At 71.0% G+C, this 21,048-nt stretch carries 17 protein-coding genes; 12 read left to right on the top strand and 5 right to left on the bottom strand.

Going from position 1 to position 21,048, the window contains the following annotated elements; all coding sequences use genetic code 11:
- Window positions 1–126: 126 nt before the first annotated feature.
- The 4 genes from OHS58_RS30510 to OHS58_RS30495 all read left to right on the top strand — a co-directional run bounded on the left by OHS58_RS30510 (window position 127) and on the right by OHS58_RS30495 (window position 2,699).
- Window positions 127–399 carry a WXG100 family type VII secretion target gene (locus OHS58_RS30510; protein ID WP_247057756.1) on the top strand — a complete coding sequence of 91 codons (273 nt, stop codon included), beginning with the start codon at window positions 127–129 and terminating at the stop codon, window positions 397–399.
- Complete coding sequence (locus tag OHS58_RS30505; protein ID WP_247057754.1) at window positions 396–668, top strand: WXG100 family type VII secretion target; 273 nt, start codon at window positions 396–398, stop codon at window positions 666–668. Before OHS58_RS30510 ends, OHS58_RS30505 begins: the two co-directional genes overlap by 4 nt.
- A gap of 77 nt (window positions 669–745) precedes the next feature.
- Entirely contained in the window at window positions 746–1,348 is a 603-nt protein-coding gene (locus OHS58_RS30500; RefSeq protein ID WP_247057751.1) for a helix-turn-helix transcriptional regulator, read from the top strand.
- A gap of 25 nt (window positions 1,349–1,373) precedes the next feature.
- Window positions 1,374–2,699: an amidase gene (locus OHS58_RS30495; protein ID WP_328644805.1), complete on the top strand. Its 1,326-nt coding sequence runs from the start codon at window positions 1,374–1,376 to the stop codon at window positions 2,697–2,699.
- Between the two features lie 767 nt (window positions 2,700–3,466).
- On the opposite strand, the gene OHS58_RS30490 is transcribed toward OHS58_RS30495, so the two are convergent.
- The 4 genes from OHS58_RS30490 to OHS58_RS30475 form a co-directional block, all read right to left on the bottom strand.
- Window positions 3,467–4,705 carry a cell division protein DivIVA gene (locus OHS58_RS30490; RefSeq protein WP_328644804.1) on the bottom strand — a complete coding sequence of 413 codons (1,239 nt, stop codon included), beginning with the start codon at window positions 4,703–4,705 and terminating at the stop codon, window positions 3,467–3,469.
- Window positions 4,706–4,835: 130 nt separating this feature from the next.
- A complete protein-coding gene (locus OHS58_RS30485) occupies window positions 4,836–6,827 on the bottom strand; it encodes an SDR family oxidoreductase (RefSeq protein ID WP_247057745.1) in 1,992 nt (663 codons plus the stop codon).
- 107 nt (window positions 6,828–6,934) lie between these two features.
- Window positions 6,935–7,642: a class F sortase gene (locus tag OHS58_RS30480; protein ID WP_328644803.1), complete on the bottom strand. Its 708-nt coding sequence runs from the start codon at window positions 7,640–7,642 to the stop codon at window positions 6,935–6,937.
- A gap of 4 nt (window positions 7,643–7,646) precedes the next feature.
- Window positions 7,647–9,107 (bottom strand): hypothetical protein, encoded by a 1,461-nt coding sequence (locus OHS58_RS30475; protein ID WP_328644802.1) that lies wholly within the window; start codon window positions 9,105–9,107, stop codon window positions 7,647–7,649.
- A 333-nt stretch (window positions 9,108–9,440) separates the two neighbouring features.
- Between OHS58_RS30475 and OHS58_RS30470 the strand changes: the two genes are divergently transcribed.
- The 4 genes from OHS58_RS30470 to OHS58_RS30455 all read left to right on the top strand — a co-directional run bounded on the left by OHS58_RS30470 (window position 9,441) and on the right by OHS58_RS30455 (window position 14,220).
- Window positions 9,441–10,274: a Bax inhibitor-1/YccA family protein gene (locus OHS58_RS30470; protein ID WP_326944385.1), complete on the top strand. Its 834-nt coding sequence runs from the start codon at window positions 9,441–9,443 to the stop codon at window positions 10,272–10,274.
- 153 nt (window positions 10,275–10,427) lie between these two features.
- Entirely contained in the window at window positions 10,428–11,183 is a 756-nt protein-coding gene (locus tag OHS58_RS30465; protein ID WP_328644801.1) for an LppU/SCO3897 family protein, read from the top strand.
- Window positions 11,184–11,351: 168 nt separating this feature from the next.
- A complete protein-coding gene (locus OHS58_RS30460; RefSeq protein ID WP_328644800.1) occupies window positions 11,352–12,620 on the top strand; it encodes a YeeE/YedE family protein in 1,269 nt (422 codons plus the stop codon).
- A 67-nt stretch (window positions 12,621–12,687) separates the two neighbouring features.
- Entirely contained in the window at window positions 12,688–14,220 is a 1,533-nt protein-coding gene (locus OHS58_RS30455) for a DHA2 family efflux MFS transporter permease subunit (RefSeq protein WP_326944382.1), read from the top strand.
- Window positions 14,221–14,626: 406 nt separating this feature from the next.
- Here OHS58_RS30455 and OHS58_RS30450 read toward each other — a convergent pair whose 3' ends face one another.
- Window positions 14,627–15,847: an acetyl-CoA C-acetyltransferase gene (locus tag OHS58_RS30450; RefSeq protein WP_326957830.1), complete on the bottom strand. Its 1,221-nt coding sequence runs from the start codon at window positions 15,845–15,847 to the stop codon at window positions 14,627–14,629.
- A 126-nt stretch (window positions 15,848–15,973) separates the two neighbouring features.
- Here OHS58_RS30450 and OHS58_RS30445 point away from each other — a divergent pair, with 126 nt between their 5' ends.
- From OHS58_RS30445 to OHS58_RS30430, 4 genes are all read left to right on the top strand, one after another.
- On the top strand, window positions 15,974–16,918 hold the full coding sequence (locus OHS58_RS30445; RefSeq protein ID WP_328644799.1) for a pentapeptide repeat-containing protein: 945 nt from the start codon (window positions 15,974–15,976) through the stop codon (window positions 16,916–16,918).
- A 345-nt stretch (window positions 16,919–17,263) separates the two neighbouring features.
- Window positions 17,264–18,634, top strand: coding sequence for a cystathionine beta-synthase (locus tag OHS58_RS30440; protein WP_326944379.1), 1,371 nt, complete (start codon window positions 17,264–17,266; stop codon window positions 18,632–18,634).
- 128 nt (window positions 18,635–18,762) lie between these two features.
- Window positions 18,763–20,244, top strand: coding sequence for a hypothetical protein (locus OHS58_RS30435; RefSeq protein WP_328644798.1), 1,482 nt, complete (start codon window positions 18,763–18,765; stop codon window positions 20,242–20,244).
- Window positions 20,245–20,648: 404 nt separating this feature from the next.
- Window positions 20,649–21,041 carry a hypothetical protein gene (locus OHS58_RS30430; RefSeq protein WP_326944377.1) on the top strand — a complete coding sequence of 131 codons (393 nt, stop codon included), beginning with the start codon at window positions 20,649–20,651 and terminating at the stop codon, window positions 21,039–21,041.
- The last annotated feature ends 7 nt before the right edge of the window (window positions 21,042–21,048 follow it).

Raw genomic sequence — 21,048 nt, 5'->3', positions numbered from 1 at the left:
AGCATACGCGGCGGTCGTGAACCCGCAGGCAAGGATGGCGGACATTCGGGCAACGGCTACCGGGCGGGGTTTCGTTCGGCTGCCCGGTAGGCCACCCTCGGGTGCCGGACACGTGAGGAGCCGCGAATGAGTTCAGCCGCGCCGACGGACGACATGAAGTGCGCCGCTGTGCGTTTCGCGTCCGCCATCGAGGCCGCGAACTCCCAGCTCCGCGACGTCAACAGCGAGATGGCGACCCTGCAGGCGGCGTGGCGCGGCGAGGCCGCGGTGCGCTTCGGCCAGGCGATGAACGACTGGGAGCAGGAGTTCGACGTGATCCTCACCCGGCTCGCGTGGCTGCTGGAGGCCACCGGCGGCCGGGTCCCCCGGCAGCGGTCCGGCGGGCCGGGCGGGACATGACCGTGTCCCGCCAGCGGTTCGACTTCACCCTCGCCGACCTGGTGCTCGACCGGATGGGGTCGATCACCGGCGGCCTCGGCGACCTGCTGGCCGAGCTGGAGTCCACTGTGGAGCCGGGGCTGGCCGGCTGGACCGACGAGGCGCGGGAGCGGTACCTGCGGGCCAAGAGCGACTGGGCCCGGGCGGCCGAGCGGATGCCGGACTGCGTCGACCGCGCGCGGGAGGCGTTCGGCGAGCTGGCCCGCGGCTATGACGAGGCCGGTTCCTGAGCCGTCTTCACGGGCCTTCGGGCCGGCGTGAAGACGGAATAGGGAGGGCGTGAAGACCCACAGGTCATGCTCGGGGCATGAAGCCCGTCGAAGTGACCGTCCTCGCCTCGGACCCGATCACGCACGCCGGCGCGGTGAGCCTCCTGGAGTCCCATCCGGACGTCCGGATCACCGACCTGGTGCCCGACGTGCTGCTGGTGATGGAGGAGCACGTCACCGAGGCGGTGCTGGGCGAGATCCGGGCGGCCAAGGCCTCGCACGTCGTGCTGGTCGTGGAGCACTTCCGCGAGAGCGACCTGATGTCGGTGCTGGAGAGCGGCGTCGTGGCGATCCTGCCGCGCCGCGACACGGGCGGGTCCGAGCTGGTCACGGCGGTGATGGCGGCGGGCGACGGCACGGCGAACCTGCCGCCGCGGCTGCAGGGGGCGCTGCTTTCGCAGGTCCAGCGCATGCGCCGGGACGTCCTCGAGCCGAACGGGCTCACCCTCTCCGGGCTGGCCGCCCGCGAGTGCGACGTGCTGCGCCTGGTCGCCGAGGGCTTCGGCACCGAGGAAATCGCCGCGAAGCTGTGTTATTCCGAGCGGACCGTGAAGAACGTCCTCTACGGCCTGATGACCCGCTGCGGGCTCAACAACCGAGCCCACGCCGTCGCCTACGCGCTGCGGGCGGGCGCAATCTGAGCGAGTTTCGCCTAGGGTCGCGATCATGGTGTTGACCGCAGCAGAGATCGCGGCCTCGGTGCGGGCCGGGACGCTCGATCCGGTGCAGGTGACCAGGGAAGCCCTCGACCGGATCGCCGCCACCGACGGCGTGGTCGGCGCGTTCCGCCGGGTGCGCGTCGAGGAGGCGCTGGCGGAGGCCGCCGAGGTCGCCGCGCGGCCCGACCTGGCGTCGCTGCCGCTGGCGGGGGTGCCCGTCGCGGTCAAGGACGTCACGGCCATCACCGGCGAGTTCGCTTCGCACGGGTCAGTCGCAGGTCCGTCGTCGGCGGCTCTCGAAGACGGCGTGATCGCGGCCCGGCTGCGCGCGGCCGGCGCGGTGCTCGTCGGGCTGGCGCGCGTGCCGGAGCTGTGCGTCTGGCCGATGAGCGACACCCCGGAAGGCATCGCCCGCAACCCCTGGGAACCGACGTACGCCGCGGGCGGCTCCTCCGGCGGCAGCGCGGCGGCGGTGGCGTCCGGCCTGGTCCCGCTGGCCCACGGCACCGACGGCCTGGGCTCGATCCGCCTCCCGGCGGCGATGTGCGGACTGGTCGGCCTGAAGCCGGGCGCGGACCGGCTGGCCGAGGGCGGCTGGTTCGGCATGTCGGTGCACGGCCCCCTGGCCACGACGGTCGCCGACGCGGCGGTCCTGCTGTCAGTACTGGCCGCGGACCCTGCACTGGCGACAGTCACCCCGCCCGGCGCGCTGCGCATCGGGACGTCGACGACGGTGCCGGTCCTCCACTCGCCGGTACCCCGCGAGCTGGTCGCGGCAGTCACCCAGGCGGCGGACCTGCTTGCGGCGGCCGGGCACACGATCGCGCCGGGCGCGCCGAAGTATCCCGTGACGGCGCTGTTGGGCATCTCGGCCCGCTGGTGCGCCGGCCCGGCCGAGCAGGCCCAGGACTTCGACTTCTCCCGCCTGCAACGCCGGACCCGCACGCACGTCCGCCTCGGGCAGCTGTTCGAGAAGGCGGGCTTCATCCGCGAGCGCACGAAGCAGCGCTGGGTAGCGCGGGCGGAGGAGTTCTTCGCGGACCACGACGTCCTGATGACGCCGACGCTGTCCCACTGGCCGGCGAAAGCGGCCCGCTGGCACGAGCGCAGGTGGGCGTCGAACGTGGTGCCGTCGCTGCGCTTGGCGGGCTTCACGGGCTTGTGGAACTTGGCGGGCTACCCGGCGATCTCGGTCCCGGTGGGCAGGGCGTCGACGTCGGGCCTGCCGACGTCGGTCCAGCTGGTGGCGAGGCAGGGAGGGGAGTCACTGCTACTGGGCTTGGCAGCCCAGCTGGAGGCGGCGAACCCCTGGCCCCGAACCACCCGCGGCTGACCTCGGCCTTTCTGGAGCTGGGCTGGGCGCTTGAGCCGTGTTGTCCCCAACCGTCCCGCTTGGGGATGGTTCGGCGCCGCCCGATGCGCGGAGGCCCGGAACTGTCGGTGCCCGCGGTTAGCGTGGAATCGGGGGCTGCTCAGGCGGGAAGGCGCCGCTATCGAGCCGAGGGTTGTCCGGCCGTGAAAGGCCGCGCAACCGGCCTTGGCTGCGCCGGCGGAGGGTGCGCCACCGACGGGCAGCCGGAGGCTGCGCGATCGGCTGCGGCTTGGGTGTGAGACTGCACTGGCGACTGGGGCTGTTCAGGAGGAAGGCTGCGCAATCGGCTGGGGCTGCGCTGGCGGTGATCGGCTGCGGCTTGGACGTGAGGCTGCGCTTGAGATCGGGGCTGTTCAGGAGGAAGGCCAGCGCAACCGGCTTGGGTTGCCTAGTCGGAGGCTGGACCTTCGGCTGGGGCCGGTGGCGCAGCCACCGGCTGCCGGTGGGGTGTGAAGCTGCGCTGGTGGCTGGGGCTGCTCAGTAGGCAGGCCGCGCAATCGGCTTGGGCTGCGCCGCCGGAGGCTGCGCCGTCTGTCTGGGAGCGGTGGCTGCACCACCGGCTGCCGCTCAGGCGGGAAGGCGCCGCTGGGTGAACCAGGCAGCTCAGCAGGATGGCCGCGTCACCGACCGGGGGCTGGGGCGCAAGGCTGCGATACCGGCCAAGCCCGCGCAGCCGAAAGGCCGCGCCACCGACCTCGGCAGCGCGGCCTTCACGGCACTTCAAGACTTCAGGAGCTGGGCTTGCCCGCCGCAGGCGTCAGCGGCTTCGCGGCGCCATTCCCGTTCCCGTTCACCGGCTTGGTCGCCGGGCCGTGCTGCTTCGCCGGGGCGTTGTTGCCCGGCTTCGCCGCCGCCGGGGCCTGCTTGGCCGCCGCCGGGGGCTGCTTCACCGGAGGCGCCTGCTTCACCGGGGGTGCCTGCTTCACCGGAACCGGCGCCGATGCCTTCGTCGCGCCTGAGGGCTTGGCCGGCGTCGGCTGGACCACCGGGACCACCGGTGCGGCCGGGGTAGTGGGGGACTCGGCCGGGGAGTCGCCGCCCACCAGGCGGGAGGCCTGCGGGATCACGGCCTCCTCCGGCAGGGTCGCCAGCTGCGTCTCGCTGCGGTTGAGGATGTCCTCCGCCGCCGCCAGGCTCTTGCGGGCTTGCTCGCGGATCTCCGCCAGCCGCTCGACCTTGCGGTTGGCCGCCGTCGTGCGCTGGGCGGCCTGGGTCGTGGCCTCGTCGAGGCGGCGCTTGGCCTCGCCCGTGGCCTCGTCGAGCCGGCGCTTCGCCTCGGCCGTCGCTTCCGCGAGCCGGCGCTCGGCCTGGTTCTTGCTCGCCGTGCGCTGGTCGGCGACGTGCTTCTCCAGCGCCGCCTTCTGGGCCGTCTGGGACGCCTCGAACTCGCGCTCGAGCTTGCGGCGCTTGCGCTCCGCCTCGTTGTCGAGCAGTTCCCGCCGCTGGGCCGCCTCGACGGTGAGCCGCTGCACCTCCGCGCGCGTCTCGGAAAGCGCGTTCTCGTGCTCCGAATGGAGCAGATCGGCCTGCTTGTCCAGTTCCGTGACGAGCCGCGTGTAGCGCTCACGCAGCTTCGTCGACGCCTCGGTCGAGCCCGCCCACGTCTTCTCCGCGGCGGCTTCGGCGCGCTTGACGATCTCGTCCGCGCGGGCCTGCGCGAGCGTGACCGTCCGCTGCATCCGCTCGTCGAGGTCCTCGAGCCGCTCCGGCGGTTTCTTCAGCTCCTCGACGCGCGCTTCGAGCTGCCCGACCTGCTGCCGGACGGACTCCAGCTCGCGCGCGACCGCGGCGGTCTGCGCCACCGCGGCGTCACGGTCGCTGACGACCCGGCGCAGCTGCGCCTCGACGTGGTCGAGGTACTGGCGCACCTCGTTCCGGTCGAAGCCGTGCCAGGCCTGGGTGTACTCACGACGGAGGGGGAGCAGGCCGTTGAGGGCGCTTGCGGCATTCTCGCGCTCAGGAACCATGGGCCCGACCGTACCCGGGCACGCTGCGCTTCCGCCGTCCGGCTTAACAAATCACCAACACGTGTCGTGGCCTTGGCGGCGCGTCGCCGGAACGGCCGTACCCGGGAAACGCAGAGTCACCAGTGGAAGATCACCAGTGAAAGCCGCGGGACAGCCGGGCCAGCGCGGTCGCCGCGCGGGAGAGGTGTTTCTCGCCACGTCCGATCTTGAGCCCGCCCGAACCGCCCGCCGCGGTCGAATCCGGGAAGATCCGGAAACCCTGGTACGCGACGGCGTCGGTGAGGCCCGGCGTGAGCGTGTAGGCCAGCCCGATCGCCTGCCCGGCCGGCGTCCCGATGTGCTTCGGCCGCTCGAGGAGCGCCTTCATCACCATGTCCGCGGCCTGCTCCGGCGACTTCGTCGGGAACGCGTCGTAGATCTTCGTCGGCCGGATCATCGGCGTCCGCACGAGCGGCATGTGGATCGTGGTGAAGGTGATCCCGTCGCCGTGCGTCTCGGTCGCCGCGATGCGCGAGAAGTAGTCGAGTGCCGCCTTCGACGCCGCATACGCCGAGAAGCGCGGCGCGATGCCCTGCACGCCGATCGACGACACGTTGACGATGTGCCCGAACTTCCGCTCGGACATGTGCGGCAGCACCGCGAGGATCAGCCGGACGGCGCCGAAGTAGTTGATGGCCATCGCGCGCTCGTAGTCGTGCATCCGGTCGTAGGACAGCCTGATCGACCGGCGGATCGACCGGCCGGCGTTGTTGACCAGCATGTCGATCCGGCCGTGCTCGGCGAGCATCGCGTCGACGGCCTTGTGCACCGAGTCCTCGTCGGTCAGGTCGGCCGGGTACACCGACGCCGTGCCGCCGGCCGCGATGATCTCGTCGCGCACCTCTTCCAGCTCGTGCTGGCGCCGCGCCACGAGCAGCGGGATCCCGCCCGCCGCGGCGACCTTCAGCGCCGTCGCGCGGCCGATGCCCGACGACGCGCCGGTGATGATCACGCGCCGGCCGTCGAGCTCGCCGCGCGGGCCGTGCTTGCGCGCGCGGAACGGGTCGAGGTGCTCGCGCCAGTAGCGCCACAGCGTCGCCGCGTAGTCCTCCAGCGGCGGCACCTCGACGCGGCCGGCGAGGGCCTTGCGCGTCGCGGTCGAGGAGAACACCGACGGGAACGCCATCGTCTCCAGCAGCACCGGCGGGATGCCGAGGCGCTCGAGCACGGCGTCGCGCGCGATGGTGAAGCCGGGGATGTGCTCGGACAGCTTGACCAGCCCGACGATGCCCCGCGAGAGGCGCTCGTTGAGCTGCACCGTGATCGTCGGGGCGCCCGCGGCCTTCGCGAAGGCGTTGTATACCGAGACGACCGGCTGCGGTTCGGGGTTGACCAGGTGGAAGGCCTGGCCGTCGAGGCCCGGGCGGATCACCAGCTCCAGCAGCGCCTTGGCGACGTAGTCGACCGGGACGACGTTCGTGTCGCCGAGGTCGGGCCCGAAGATCGGCAGGTCCGGCAGCCCGGCGAGGCGGCTGATCGCGGGGAAGAGGTAGTACGGGCCGTCGACCTTGTCCATCTCGCCGGTGACGGAGTCGCCGACGACGACGGCGGGCCGGTAGACCCGCCACGGCACGCTGTCCTGCTCGCGGACGATCTTCTCGGCCTCGAACTTGGTCCGGTGGTACGGCGTGACCAGCCGCTGGCCGGCGTCGAACATCTCCTCGGTGAAGACGCCGTCGTGGTCACCCGCGACGGCCACCGACGAGACGTGGTTCAGGCAGCCGGCGCGCAGGTCCGCGGCGAGGTCGACGACGGCGCGCGTGCCGTCCACATTGGCCTTGACGCTGGCTTCGTCGTCGGCGGTGAGGTCGTAGAGCGCGGCCAGGTGCACGACGTGGTCGACGTGCCCGCGCAGCTCGTCACGGTCCGTTTCGGACACTCCGAGCAGCGGTTCGCCGAGGTCGCCGGTGACCAGCGTGACGCGGTCGGAGTGCGGCCACTGGTCGACGAGCGCGGCCAGCTTGGCCCGCGAAGAGGCGCGCACGACCAGCGCCACGCGGTCGTCGTCGGGGCGGGAGAGCAGCAGCCGGGTGAACTGGCGCCCGATCAGTCCGGTCGCCCCGGTCACCAAGAACGTCGCCATCGTCGTCGCCTCACCTCTCGCCGCACACGCTGCCTGCCCCTGGGCATTGTGCTGCATCCGGGCGTCAGTGACCACCGTGGCACCACGTGATGTTACCCACGAGTAACTTAGGCCGGGTCCGCGATGACGACGCGGTTCTCCTCGTAGCCGTCCGAACCGCCGACCCAGCGGCCGCCGCAGGTGACCAGGACGACCCGGTGCGGGCCGGACTGGCCGAACAGCTCGTCGGCGCGGGCGGCCAGGTCGTTCTTGTGCACGGTGACCAGCTGGGAGACGGTGTAGCGCCAGGTCTTGCCCGCGCCGTCCACAATGGACACCTGGCCGCCGATGCGGTCGGTCCACAGCTCCGCGAACGGTCCGGTCGCGCCGCGCCAGTTGACGTGGCCGGCGAACACGCTCGCCCCGCCCGCCGCGTCCAGTTCGGCGCCCCACCAGGTCGCCTGGCCGAGGTCGGCGGGGATCGGCAGCTCGGCGCCCGGCCCGAGTTCCTTGCGCACCAACGTCGCCGTGCCGCCGCCGGGCAGCCGGACGGTGCCCGGCTGCTGCGGCGCGGGCACCCGCGGGGTCTCCGCCGCCGGAGCCGCCGCGGTCGTCGTCGGCGGCGCAGGAGGCGGCGGTTGCGCAGAAGAAGAAGGCGGCTTCGAAGTCGCAGGCGTCCCGCCCGGCGACCGCCCGGCCGCGGGGGCGGGCAGCGCCGACCCCGCGACGACGGTCGTCGACGGCGGCGCGTCGATCACGCCGGTGGCGACCTGCACCGCCAGCACCGTCACCGCGCCCGCTGCGAAACCGGCCAGCAGCCGGGCTTTGCCTGTCATCCCGCTACCCGCGCGACGCCCGCCGAGCGGCGAAGCCGACCAGCGCGGAACCCAGCAGGGCGAGCAGGCCGAGCCCGGCCACGCCCAGCCCCGAGTAGCTCGTCTCGACCGTGCCGTGGGCCAGCGCGACCGGCTGGTCGCCCGCCGGGATGGCGTGCGGCACCTCGTTCGGCTTGTTGGACACGGTCAGCGCGAGGGTCTTGCCCGGCTCGATCTTCCCGCAGGCCGACGGCGGGTTCTGCGGGTCGTACGCGTTCGTGTAACCCGGCGGCGGGCTGACCTCGACGACGCAGATGTCCTGCGGCGCCCGCAGGTTCTCGACGGTGACCCCGCCGGTCTTCCCGTCGGTGGTGACGACGGCGGGCTTGCCGTCGGCGCCGGTCAGCGGCTTGCCGTCCTGGCCGAGGGCGGCCGACGTCTTGTCCGCGCCGGTGATCCGGAGGACCGCGCCGCCGACGCCCTTGCCGCTGTTCGCGTCGACCTTGGTCACCTGCACCACGCCCGGCTTCGCGACGTTGACGACGCCCTGGGCGGTCAGTTCCTTCTCGCCGCCGGTCGAGACGACCCGCTGGACGCCGGTGTTGACCGGCGCGCGCACGTACGGCCGGTCGGCGGGGGCGGTGAGGGACGCGGCCAGCTCGGGCTTGTCCCCGGTCGGCGTCAGCTTGACCTTCACCGTGCCGTCCGCGCCGGTGTTGACCGTGACGTCCTTGGCCGCGGCCTGCGGGCTCGCGTTGCCCGCGGCCGTGGCGGCCTTCTGTTCGCCGAGCGTCGCGGCGGTCGCCGTCAGCTTCACCGGGACGTCGGCGACGCCCTTGCCCTTGGCGTTCTTGACCGTCACCGTCCACTCGCCGGCGGTGCCGGCGTGCTGGTCGTCCTTCGGCGTCGTGACCGACGCGGTCCACGGGCCGCGGTTGGTCTCGGCCTCGGTCGTCAGCCTGCTCACGGCGGCGACGGCGGCCGCGGGCAGCTTGCTCAGGTGGAAGTCCGCGTCGTAACCGATCTTGTCGGCGGTCAGCGACGGGTCGAGGTCGGCGGCCGAGCGCGGCGCCGCCGTCCAGGAGTGCAGCAGGTGCGCGAGCGCCGCGGCTTCCTCGGGCTTCTTCGTGTCGCCGTAGCGCAGCAGCAGGTAGGAGATGTTGGCCGCCTGGTCCGCGGGCAGCTTCGTGCCCCACTTCGTCAGCAGCTCGTCGCCGGGCTTGTACTCCTCGTCGGTGTTCGGGGCCTTGAGCTGGAAGCTCACGCAGAACACCTGCTGCCCGCCGACGATGTAAGAGCCCAGCCAGTTGCGGCTCGGCGTCGGTTTCATCGGCTGCCCGGGCTTGACCTCGTAGCCGATGCCCTCCTGGGACGCCGCCGACGCCGCCGGGGCCCCGACCGTCACCGAGAGGGCGCCGAGCAGGGCGGCCGCGACCAGGCCGGTGAGCGCGCGTCGACCCGCGCGCGGGCGTGCAGACCACCCCATGGTGTTTCGACTCCTTCGACGGTCCCGCGCCGACGTCGGGGTGTCGTCGCAGGTCACACGTTTGATCAAGTCCCAGGTGCGCTTTCGGTGAAGATCCGAACACGCCAAGTGAGAGTCGCTCGAACGGGTTGGGGATGTCTAGCGTCCATCGGGTGCCTGTCGGCGAACGGTCGTGACGTCGGTCGCATACGGTGTGCGCGAGGACCGCTGACCAGGTGTCGAGTAAAGTCGTCTTTACTCGACGGGAACCGCGCGTCCCCGACGGTCGTTGGACCCGATGCAGCGTTGATTCACGCAGCTTGATTGACAAAGCAGCAGATCCAGGAGGATCAGGTGCGTTCCAGTAGCAACCCGGCGTTCCGCAACCTGCCAAAGGGCGGAACGCAGACTCACGGCCAGTACGGCCCCCCGGTGGGCTTCAACCAGCCCCAGGGCGGCGTGCCCGGGTACGGCCCGGGACAGGTCTCCTCCGGCGAGGGCGACCGCCCGATGACAGTCGACGACGTCGTCGTCAAGACGGGCATGAGCCTCGGCACCACGCTGCTCGTCGGGATCGTCACGGCGATCTGGGCGCAGAACCAGCTGGCCGACACCGGCCGGCTGTCCGGCGCGCTCATCGGGGCGATGCTCGGCGGCCTGGTCGTCGGGCTCGTCATCTCGCTGGTGATCATTTTCAAACAGAAGGCGAGCGCGCCGCTCACGCTCGTCTACTCGGCCGCCGAAGGCCTGTTCCTCGGCGCGCTGAGCGGCGTGTTCGAGGTGATCTACCCGGGCATCGCGCTGCAGGCGATCGTCGGCACCATGGGTGTCTTCATCGGCATGCTGGTGGTCTACAAGACCGGCGCGGTCAAGGTGACGCCGAAGCTGACCAAGTGGATCGTCGGCGCCGTCGTCGGTGTCGCGATCCTGATGCTGTTCAACCTGATCAGTGCGCTGGCCTTCGGCTTCAACCCGCTGCGTGACGGCGGCCCGATCGCCATCATCTTCAGCATCGTCTGCATCGGCATCGCGGCCTTCAGCTTCCTGCTCGACTTCGACCAGGCGGACCGGATGATCCGCGAGGGCATGCCGTCGAAGTGGGCCTGGTACGTCGCCTTCGGCCTGATGACCACCCTGGTCTGGCTGTACCTGGAGATCCTGCGACTGCTGTCGTACCTCCGCGAGTAAGCTGGCTCACCGTCCTGCAGTGAAGGCGCTCCGTAATCGACGGGGCGCCTTTTCTGTCGGTAAATGTCTCATCCGTGGACCCCGCTGCGGACGCTGATCACCCTGCGTGTTTGATGTGCCGGTCAGTTCTCTTTCACATGTGTGAGGTTCACAGTGAGCGTTCCCCCTCCGGCCCCCGGGGGCCAGCAGCCGGTGGGTCAGCCCGATCCCTATGGGCCGCCTCCTGGCGGCCAGCAGCAGCAGTACGGCCAGCCGCAGTACGGCACGCCGCCGCAGGGCCAGCCGGTCCAGGGTCAGCCCGGCCAGTACGGCCCGCCGCCGGGTCAGCCCGGCCCGTACGGTCCGCCGCCCGGCCAGCCCGGTTACCCGCCCGCGCCGCCGGTCCCGCCGAAGAAGTCGAAGGCGCTCTGGATCCGCCTCGCCATCGTCGCGGTGATCGTGGTCGTCGGCGGCACGCTGGCGATCATCAACTTCGCCACGTCGCCGGCCAGCTCGAACGCCGGTGACTGCCTGTCGGTCACCGAGTTCACCTCGGGTGGCGACGAGCCGAGCAAGGCCGACTGCAACGACCCGAGCGCGAACGTGAAGATCGCCAAGAAGCTGGACAGCTCCAGTGACTCCTGCCCGGGCGGCAGCGACGCGGCGTACGACACCTACACCGTCAGCGGCCGCAGCTCCTACAAGCTGTGCCTGATGATCAACGCCAAGCAGGGCGACTGCCTGACGAACTTCACCTCGAAGACGCAGGGCTACAAGAAGGTCCCGTGCTCCGACCCGTCGAAGGACGGCGAGCTCGTCAAGGTCGTCAGCGGCCAGGCCGACCAGAGCGTCTGCGAGGGGACCGACGCCACGCGCGTCGCGGTCTACCCGGAGCCGGCGACGACGATGTGCGTCAAGACGAACGAGTAACACCGCAAGACCGGAGAAGGCCCCTTCGCCTCGGCGAGGGGGCCTTCTCGGCGTTCAGGGGCTACTGGATTGCTCCATTCGTCCCACACTGTGCGACGGGCTGCGTCGGCCCCGGCCCCGGTCCTAGCTTTGATCGTCCTGCTCCGCCGATCCGAGCCTGGAGTACTGGTGGCGACGACCGAATCCCCCGTCGGTGACAAGAAGTTCCTCGAGTTCCCCACCTCCTGCGCCGCGCCCGTGCCGCGGCCGGAGGAACCCGTCCGCGGCGTCCCGCTGGCCGTCGCCGGCGTCCTGGCGGTGGGCCTGACCTGGTACGTCTGGGCGGCCTACGGCGCCAAGTTCGGCGTCCTCCTGCTGCTCGGCCTCGGTCTCGGGCTCGCGCTGTTCCACTCGCGGTTCGGCTTCACGTCGGCGTGGCGGCAGCTGATCGCCGTCGGCAACGGCCAGGGCCTGCGGGCCCACACCGTCCTGCTCGGCACGGCCGCGACGCTCATCGCGCTGATCGCGGGCACCGGCAGCGGGCTGTTCGGCAGCAAGCCGGCGCCGACGGCCAGCCCGCTCGGGCTCGCCCTCTTCGTCGGCGCGACGCTCTTCGCGATCGGCATGCAGCTCGGTGGCGCGTGCGCGTCCGGCACGCTGTTCGCGGTCGGGTCGGGCCAGTCGGCCATCGTCCTGACGCTGGGCGGGTTCATCACCGGCTCGGTGCTCTACACCTGGGCGTACCCGGTGCTGAGCGGCTGGCCGGAGTTCAAGGGCGTGCTGCTGGCCGACCACGTCGGCTGGTTCGGCTCGTGGGCGATCACCATCGCCGTGCTCGCCGGGATCGTGGTGGTCACCCGCGCGGTGCAGAAGCGCCGCACGCCGCCGCCGGTGGACGCCGTGCCGACCGCGCGTGGTTTCGCGCGCGTCTTCCGCGGCTCGTGGCCGATGCTCGCCGGCGCGCTCGTGCTCGGCGTGCTGGCCGGCGCGGTGTTCCTGGTCTCGGGCGGGATCTGGGGCGTCACCAGCGCGTTCTCGTTGTGGGGCGCGAAGATCCTGCAGGTGTTCGGGCTGCACCCGGAGAGCTGGGCGTTCTGGCAGCAGAAGGCGAACGCGACGTCGCTGGCCAGCCCGATCTGGAAGGACAAGAACAGCCTCACCGACGTCGGGATCATGATCGGCGCGGCGGTGGCCGCCGCGGCCGCGGGCGCGTGGAAGATCCACAGCTCGATCCCGTGGCGCACGGCGGTCGCGGCGATCCTCGGCGGGATCATGATGGGCGTCGGCGCGCGGATGGCGGGCGGCTGCAACATCGGCGCGTACCTCGGCGGCATCTCCACCGGCAGCCTGCACGGCTGGCTGTGGGGCGTCTTCGCGCTCGGCGGCACCTGGATCGGGCTGAAGCTGCGGCCGCTGTTCGGGCTCGCGAACCCGGTTCCGACCGACAGCATCTGCTGAGACGTTTTTTGTCGGTGGCCCCCGGTAGTCTCGCGGACGAAACCACTACCTGGGGGAATTGTTCCTGATGTCAACGCAAAGTACGGCCGCCGCGCCGCAGGGTGACGCGCTCGACGCGGGGGTGCTGAAGGTCGCGTCCGTGGTGGTGCTGGGCGCCATCATGGCGATCCTCGACACCACGGTCGTCAACGTGGCGCTGCAGAAGCTCACGATCGAGTTCTCGACGTCGTTCGACGTCATCCAGTGGGTCGCCACCGGCTACCTGCTCGCGCTCGCCACCGTGATCCCGATCACGGGCTGGGCGTCGGACCGCTTCGGCACCAAGCGGCTCTACATGGTCGCGATCGTGCTGTTCCTGGCCGGCTCGATGCTCGCGGGCCTGGCGTGGAACATCGAGACGCTGATCGGATTCCGCGTCCTGCAGGGCTTCGGCGGCGGCATGCTGATGCCCTGCGGCATGACGATCCTGACCCGCGCGGCGGGTCCACAGCGGATCGGCCGCGTGATGGCGGTGCTGGGCGTGCCGATGCTGCTGGGCCCGATCGGCGGCCCGATCCTCGGCGGCTGGCTGGTCGACGCCGTGAGCTGGCGCTGGATCTTCTTCATCAACGTGCCGATCGGCGTCGTCACGCTGCTGCTGTCGTGGCGGCTGCTGCCGAAGGACGAACCGGAGGCGGCGTCCCGCTTCGACTTCGCGGGCATGCTGATGGTGTCGCCGGGGCTCGCCGCGCTGATCTTCGGCGTCTCGAAGATCCCGTCCGCGGGCGGCGTCACGGCCGTCGAGGTCTGGCTGCCGGCGCTGGGCGGCCTGGCGCTGCTGGTGGCGTTCGTGCTGCGCGCGCTGCGCGTGGCCAATCCGCTGGTCGACCTGCGGCTGTTCAAGAACCGCGCGTTCACCTCGGCGATGGTGACGATGTCGCTGTTCTTCGTCGCGTTCCTCGGCGGGATGATGCTGCTGCCGACGTACTTCCTGCTGGTGCGCGGCGAAACGACGCTGCACGCCGGGCTGCTGCTGGCCCCGCAGGGCTTCGGCGCGATGATCACGATGCCGATCGCCGGCCGGCTCGCCGACAAGGTCGGGGTGCGCAAGATCGTGCTGCCGGGCATGGTGCTGCTGGTCGGCTCGATGGCGATGCTGACCCAGGTCACCGCGACCACGCCGTACTTGGTGCTGCTGTCGGCGCTGTTCGTGATGGGCCTGGGCATGGGCTGCACGATGATGCCGATCACGACGTCCGCGCTGCAGACGTTGCAGCCCAAGGACATGGCCCGCGCGTCCACGGCCACGAACATCGTCCAGCAGACCGCGGGCGCGATCGGCTCGGCGGTGATGGCGACGATCCTGGCGGCCCTGCTGGCGGGCAAGTTCGGCGTCCCGACGGCCCAGGGCCAGCTGGCGGCCACGGCGGCGATCATGAACCCGGCCACCCACGAAGCGGCCACCGGCCTGGCCGCGGACGCCTTCTCGACGACGTTCGTCTGGTCCCTGGTCCTGGTGGTCCTCTGCGTGATCCCGGCACTCTTCCTCCCGAAGTCCCGCCCAACCGCCCCGGCAGTCCCGGAAGGCGAGGAACTGACCCCACCAGTAATGCTCCACTGACCGAGATGCGCGCTCAATCACGCGAGTCACGCGCCCAATCACGCGAGTCACGCGCCCAATCACGCGAGATGCGCGGCTGAGCACGCGAGCCGACCCTCTGGGTACGCGAGCCGACTCTCTGGGCACGCGACCCGACTCTCTGGGCACGCGAGCCGACCCCCGGTGCGCGGGGGGTCGGCCGGGTCACGTCGGTGGGTTGTGATCGCAGGGTCGACACGCGTGATCGGAGAGCCGACACGCGTGACCGGGAGGTCGACACGGCCCCGTCGTCCGGGTTCGCCGTGTCGACCCTCTGATCACGCGAGTTGACCTCCCGATCACGCGTGTCGGCGTGCGGATCACACCTCCGGACGCGCCGAAGGCCACCACCGAGACTTCCGGTGGTGGCCTTCGGCCGTTCAACGACTCAGGAGAGGCGTTCGATGATCAGCGCCATGCCCTGGCCGCCGCCCACGCACATCGTCTCCAGGCCGAACTGCTTGTCGTGGTGCTGCAGGGAGTTGATCAGCGTTGACGTGATGCGCGCGCCCGTCATGCCGAACGGGTGGCCCACCGCGATCGCGCCGCCGTTGACGTTCAGGCGGTCCAGGTCGATGCCCAGGTCGCGGTACGACGGGATGACCTGCGCGGCGAACGCCTCGTTGATCTCCACCAGGTCGATGTCGCCGATCGACAGGCCCGCGCGGGACAGCGCCTGCTTGGACGCCTCGACCGGGCCGTAGCCCATGATCTCCGGCGACAGGCCCGTCACGCCCGTCGACACGATCCGCGCCAGCGGCGTCAGGCCCAGCTCGCGTGCCTTCGTGTCGGACATGACGACGAGTGCCGCCGCGCCGTCGTTCAGCGCGCAGCAGTTGCCCGCCGTGACGCGGCCGTCCGGGCGGAACACCGGCTTCAGGCCCGAGACGCCTTCGACCGTGACGCCCGCGCGGGGGCCGTCGTCCTTCGAGACGACCGTGCCGTCCGGGAGCGTCACCGGGGTGATGTCCTTGGCCCAGAAGCCGTCCGCGATGGCCTTCTCGGCCAGGTTCTGCGAGCGGACGCCGAACTCGTCCATGTCCTCGCGCGTGACGCCCTTCTGCCGCGCCAGGTTCTCCGCGGTCTGGCCCATCGCGATGTAGACGTCGGGGACGTCCCCGGCGGTACGCGGGTCGGTCCAGCTGTCCGTGCCGGACTCCGCCGTCGACGCCGTCCGCTTCTCGGCGTCGGCGAACAGCGGGTTGTGCGTGTCCGGCCAGGAGTCCGAGCTGCCCCTCGAGAAGCGCGACACGGTCTCGACGCCGGCCGAGATGAAGACGTCGCCCTCGCCGGCCTTGATCGCGTGGAACGCCATCCGGGTCGTCTGCAGGCTGGACGAGCAGTAGCGCGTGATGGTGCAGCCGGGCAGGTGGTCGTACCCGAGCTCGACGGCGACCGCGCGGCCCATGTTGAACCCGGACTCGCCCCCCGGCAGGCCGCAGCCCAGCATCAGGTCGTCGATGTCGGTGGGGTCGAGCTGCGGCACCTTGGCCAGTGCCGCCTGGATCATCTGCACGGTCAGGTCGTCGGGTCGCATGCTGACCAGCGAGCCCTTGTTGGCGCGCCCGATCGGCGAGCGCGCGGTGGAGACGATGACGGCTTCAGGCATGACGTGACACATCCTCGTATCGCGAGCTAAGCGTGCTAAGCGGTTGCTCACCATAGTGCCGTGAACCACGCCCGGGACAAAGCCGAACGCGACCAAGGCAACAGCCGAGCTGGCAGGATCACCCGGGTGGGGACCGAGGCGCGGGTGCTGGGCACGAGGACGATCCTGCTCTGGGGCGCGGGCCTGCTGCTGCTCGCCGGGCTGGCGGCGACGCTGTTGCTGTCGCTGCTCGGCGGGGGCCGGCCCGAGGACTCCGCCCGGCTGGACGCGCTGCGCACCGCGGCCAACATCGTCGTCGGCACCGGGGGCGCGGCCGCGCTGCTGCTGGCCGCCCGGCGGCAGCGCTCCGCCGAGCTGGACCTGGTGCAGAAGGACCACGACGCCACCGAACGCCGGGTCACCGAGATGTACAGCAAGGCCGCCGACCAGCTCGGCAGCGAGAAGGCGCCGGTCCGGCTCGCCGGGTTGTACGCCCTCGAACGGCTCGCCGGCGGGTACGCACCGCACCGGCAGACCATCGTCAACGTGCTCTGCGCGTACCTGCGGATGCCGTTCAAGCACAACTCGAAGAACGCCGAGGAGCTGCAGGTCCGCAAGACCGCGCAGCGCATCCTGATGCTGCACCTGCGCGCCGGGTCCGTCGAACAGCCGAACGAAGGGTTCTGGCCGGACGTCGACCTCGACTTCTCCGGGGCGACGCTCGTCGGGCTGAACCTCACGCACTGTTCGATCCGGTCGATCGTCTGCTACGAGACGACGTTCCTCGAACTCGTGTCCTTCCGCGGCACCGAATTCCGCACCAAAGCCGACTTCAACAAAGCGGCTTTCAAGGACCGCGTCGATTTCCGTGGCACCGTTTTCGGCGGCGACCGTGGCTCCTTCAACGGCGCCGTCTTCGCAGGTCCGGTCGATTTCGGGACGAAGACCGCGGCCCGGCTCGCCGGCGCCGAGGCGCAGCGCGGCGTCGCCAGGACCTGGCCCCCGGACTGGGAAGAACGCCCGATCGCCGACCGGCCGGACCGCGCGCGATTGACTCGAAAGGACGCACCGCCGGATGCCGGCACCCGATAGGATCGGTTTCGGAAAGAGCTTCGTCATTCCGGAACCGGGGGAGGTGAGCCGGATGGTCGAACATCGAGGCACTTGCTGGGCCTTCCTGCCTTCTCTGATGGGTCGCGACCGCGCGCACGGCGCCGGGCGGGACCTCCGGGACGGGATGACGGCTCAGCGTGCGGCGACCCTCGGGTCCGAAATCGGCACCGGTAGCGGCTTGGTGGCTTAGCGACACGCCGGCGCCGGAACGGCCCGACCTCGCGCACAACGCCCGTCACTTCCGACGCGCACCCGGAGACCGCCCGGAGGCCTTGCCACGTGCTGAGTGGACAACGCCACCGGTAGGCCGTTTAGGCTGACGGCGTGGAGTACGCAGAGCACATCGCAGACCTCGTGGGCAACACCCCGCTGGTCAAGCTGAACTCGTTGACCAAGGGGCTCAAGCCGCTCGTGCTGGCCAAGGTCGAGTACCTGAACCCGGGTGGCTCGGTCAAGGACCGGATCGCGCTGCGGATGATCGAAGCGGCCGAGAAGTCCGGCGCCCTGCGCCCCGGGGGCACGATCGTCGAGCCGACGTCCGGCAACACCGGCGTCGGGCTGGCCATGGTCGCCCAGCGCAAGGGCTACAAGTGCGTCTTCGTCTGCCCGGACAAGGTCAGCGAAGACAAGCGCAACGTGCTCAAGGCGTACGGCGCCCGCGTCGTGGTGTGCCCGACGGCGGTCGCGCCCGAGCACCCGGACTCCTACTACAACGTCTCCGACCGCCTGGTCCGCGAGATCGACGGCGCCTGGAAGCCCAACCAGTACGCCAACCCGCAGAACCCGGAGAGCCACTACCTCTCGACCGGCCCGGAGCTGTGGAAGCAGACCGACGGGAAGATCACCCACTTCGTCGCGGGTGTCGGCACCGGCGGCACCATCTCCGGCACCGGCAAGTACCTCAAGGAGGTCAGCGACGGCGCCGTCCAGGTCGTCGGCGCCGACCCCGAGGGCTCGGTCTACTCCGGCGGCAGCGGCCGTCCCTACCTGGTCGAAGGCGTCGGCGAGGACTTCTGGCCGGACACCTACGACCGCCAGGTCGCCGACGAGATCATCCCGATCTCCGACGCCGACTCGTTCCAGGTCACCCGCCGCCTCGCGCTCGAAGAGGGCCTGCTGGTCGGTGGCTCGTGCGGGATGGCGGTCGCGGCCGCGCTGAAGCTCGCCGAACGCCTCACCGAGGACGACGTCGTGGTCGTGCTGCTGCCCGACGGCGGCCGCGGCTACCTGACGAAGGTCTTCAACGACACCTGGATGTCCTCCTACGGCTTCCTGCCGCCGGACTCCTCGGGCGCGACGGTCGCCGACGTGCTGACGAAGAAGAGCGGCCAGCTGCCGGCCCTGGTGCACTCGCACCCGAACGAGACGGTCGCCGAGGCCATCGCGATCCTGGCCGAGTTCAGCGTCAGCCAGATGCCCGTGGTCAGCGCGGAGCCGCCGGTGATGGCGGCCGAGGTCGTCGGTGCGGTCAACGAGCGTGACCTGCTCGAAGCGCTGTTCACCGGCAAGGCCCAGCTGGCCGACCGGCTCGACCGGCACATGTCCCCGCCGTTGCCGACGATCGGCGGCGGTGAGCAGGTGGGTTCCGCGATGACGGCGCTCGAGGGGGCCGACGGCGCTCTCGTGCTGGTCGACGGCAAGCCGGCCGGCGTCGTCACACGGCACGACCTCCTGGGTTTCCTGGCCGGTCGGTGACCAGAAGCCGAAGAAGGTCTTAATCGGCGGACCCGGCTGGGGCGTTACGAGCGCCCTGCCGGGTGATCCGATAGCGTGGGCGCAAATAGAACACTTTCGCGTCCTCGTCAAGGGGGTTCAAGACCCACATGAGTGCACCGCAGCCACCGAACCAGCCGTGGGGTGGCAACCAGCCACCTCAGGGCCCGCCGAGTGGCCCCCATCCGCAGCAGGACAACCCGTTCGGTAGTCCGGAGCCGACGCAGGTCGTGCAGCCACAAGGCGGTTCCCCGTTCGGGGAGACGCCGGAACCGACGCAGGTCGTCCAGCCCGCCCAGCCGGGTGAGGGCGGGGCGGGCGAGACCCAGGCGCTGCCGCCGGTCGACGCGAACGCGACGCAGTGGGTGAACCCGGCCGGCGGTGACGCCCCGGTCGCGGACTCCACGCAGCTGGTCCCGCCGGGATCCCAGCCGCCGCCGGCGATCCCGTACAACCCGCCGCCGAGCGCGGCCGACAACCCGGCCGCGGCGTTCGGCCAGCAGCAGGGTGGGTACGGCCAGCCGGGTGGTTACGGGCAGCAGCCGGGCGGCTTCGGCCAGCCGGGCCAGCCGCCGCAGGGCTTCGGCGGGCCGCCCGGGTTCGGTGGTCCCCAGCAGCAGCAGTTCGGGGGTCCGCCGCAGCAGCAGTTCGGCGCGTCGGCGGCCGGCGGCGGCAACCCGCTGTTCGGCTACATCGCGGCCGGTCTGCTCGCGATCTTCGGCCTGCTCGCGGTGGTGTTCTTCTTCGTCGACATGTTCGACAGCGACTTCACCACGTACTCCGACGCCGTCGGCAAGGTCACCGACCAGCAGATCCAGGCGGCCAAGGACGCCGGGCAGTACATCTCGCCCGGCGCGTTGACCATCTACTACATCCTGGTGCTGGTCGGCGGTCTGGCCGCGCTGGGCGCCGCCGTGTTCACGTTCCTGAAGAACAAGATCGCCTCGTTCCTGGCGGTCGGTGGCGGCGCGGTGCTGCTGATCTTCGCGATCCTGATCATGATCGAGCTGAGCATCGACGTGCCGGACGGCGCGACGATCAAGTTCGGCAACGGCCAGGCGCTCTACCTCGTCGCCGGGATCTTCGTGCTGGCGATCGGCGTGCTGGGGCTCCTCCCGGCGACCAAGCAGTTCGTCGGCCTCGGTGACGGCGCGGCCGCGTCGACCGGTCCGCAGGGCTTCGGCGGTCCGCCCGCGGGCTTCGGTGGCCCGCAGCAGGGCTTCGACGGTCCGCCGCAAGGCTTCGGTGGCCCGCAGCAGCAGCCCGGGTTCGGTCAGCCGGGGCAGCCCGGTCCGCCGCCGCAGGGCTTCGGCCAGCCGCCGCAGGGTTACGGCCCGCCCCCGGGCTACGGCCAGCCGGGCGGCCCCAACCCGGCCAGTGGCGGCTTCCCGCAGCCGCAGGGTGGCGGGTTCCCGCCGCCGCACCAGCAGCCGCAGCAGCCGGGTGGCTTCGGCCAGCCGGGTCAGCCGCCGCACGGCTACCCGCAGCAACCGGGCCAGCAGCCGGGTCAGCCGCCGCAGGGCTGGGGCCAGCCGCCGCAGCAGCAGGGCCCGCCCAGCGGAGGGTTCGGTCAGCCGCCGCAGCAGTGGTGAGTGAACACCGTTTTCGTGCCCCGGAGCCATTTCGGCTCCGGGGCACGCTGCATTTATAGCGAGGCGTGCAATTGTCCGAATAGGACAAGCGGTCGGTGAATCGCGCGCCGTGATCGCGTGACAGGATTTCTGCCTTTAGCGCAGGAAAATGATCTTGGGTTCCGCCGTCCGGCCGAATTCCGATATTTTTTAGGACTACTTCCCCAGGTGCAGACTAGGCTGAGCGCCGATGTTCGTGTTCTGTCGATGGGGGATTCGTGGCCGGTCCGCTCGGTTACCCGGTAGCTCATTCGCATTCGTATTCATCCGCTAGGCCGTCCGGAGTAACGGCCGTTCTCGCTGGATTGCTCGGTTTGCCGGCCGCCGTTGCCGCCGGATTCGTGCCGGTCAAGATCTTTCTCGACATGCCCGCCGAATTCAGTCTCGGCATGCTGCCCGCGTTGGTGCTGGTCGATCTGGGCGCGTTCCTCCTCGCTGGGCTCGTGCTGTTGCTCGGCTCGCTGGCGACGTTGTTCCGCGCGACCGCGGGGGCGGTCCTGCTCGGGCTCGGCGCGCTGCTGGCGATCGGTGCCCTGCTGACCGAGCCGCTGTCGGCCGGGGTGCCGCTGTCGCGGTTCGTCGACGCGATGTTCACCCACGGCGGCCTCGCCATGGTCGACCGGGTCGGCCTCGCCGGGCTTTCAGTGTTCGTGCTGGTACTGGCCTTCCTACCGCCGACCTTCCGGTACCTGCGCTACCGCACGCCCACGCTGCCCGTGTTCACCGGCCAGGGCGCTTACACGTCCGAGAGCTGGTGATCGCGCG

The sequence above is a fragment of the Amycolatopsis sp. NBC_00348 genome, assembly GCF_036114655.1.
Taxonomy (GTDB): domain Bacteria; phylum Actinomycetota; class Actinomycetes; order Mycobacteriales; family Pseudonocardiaceae; genus Amycolatopsis.
The sequence above is the reverse complement of the archived record's forward strand: the minus strand, read 5'-3'. Positions and strand labels throughout refer to the sequence as shown.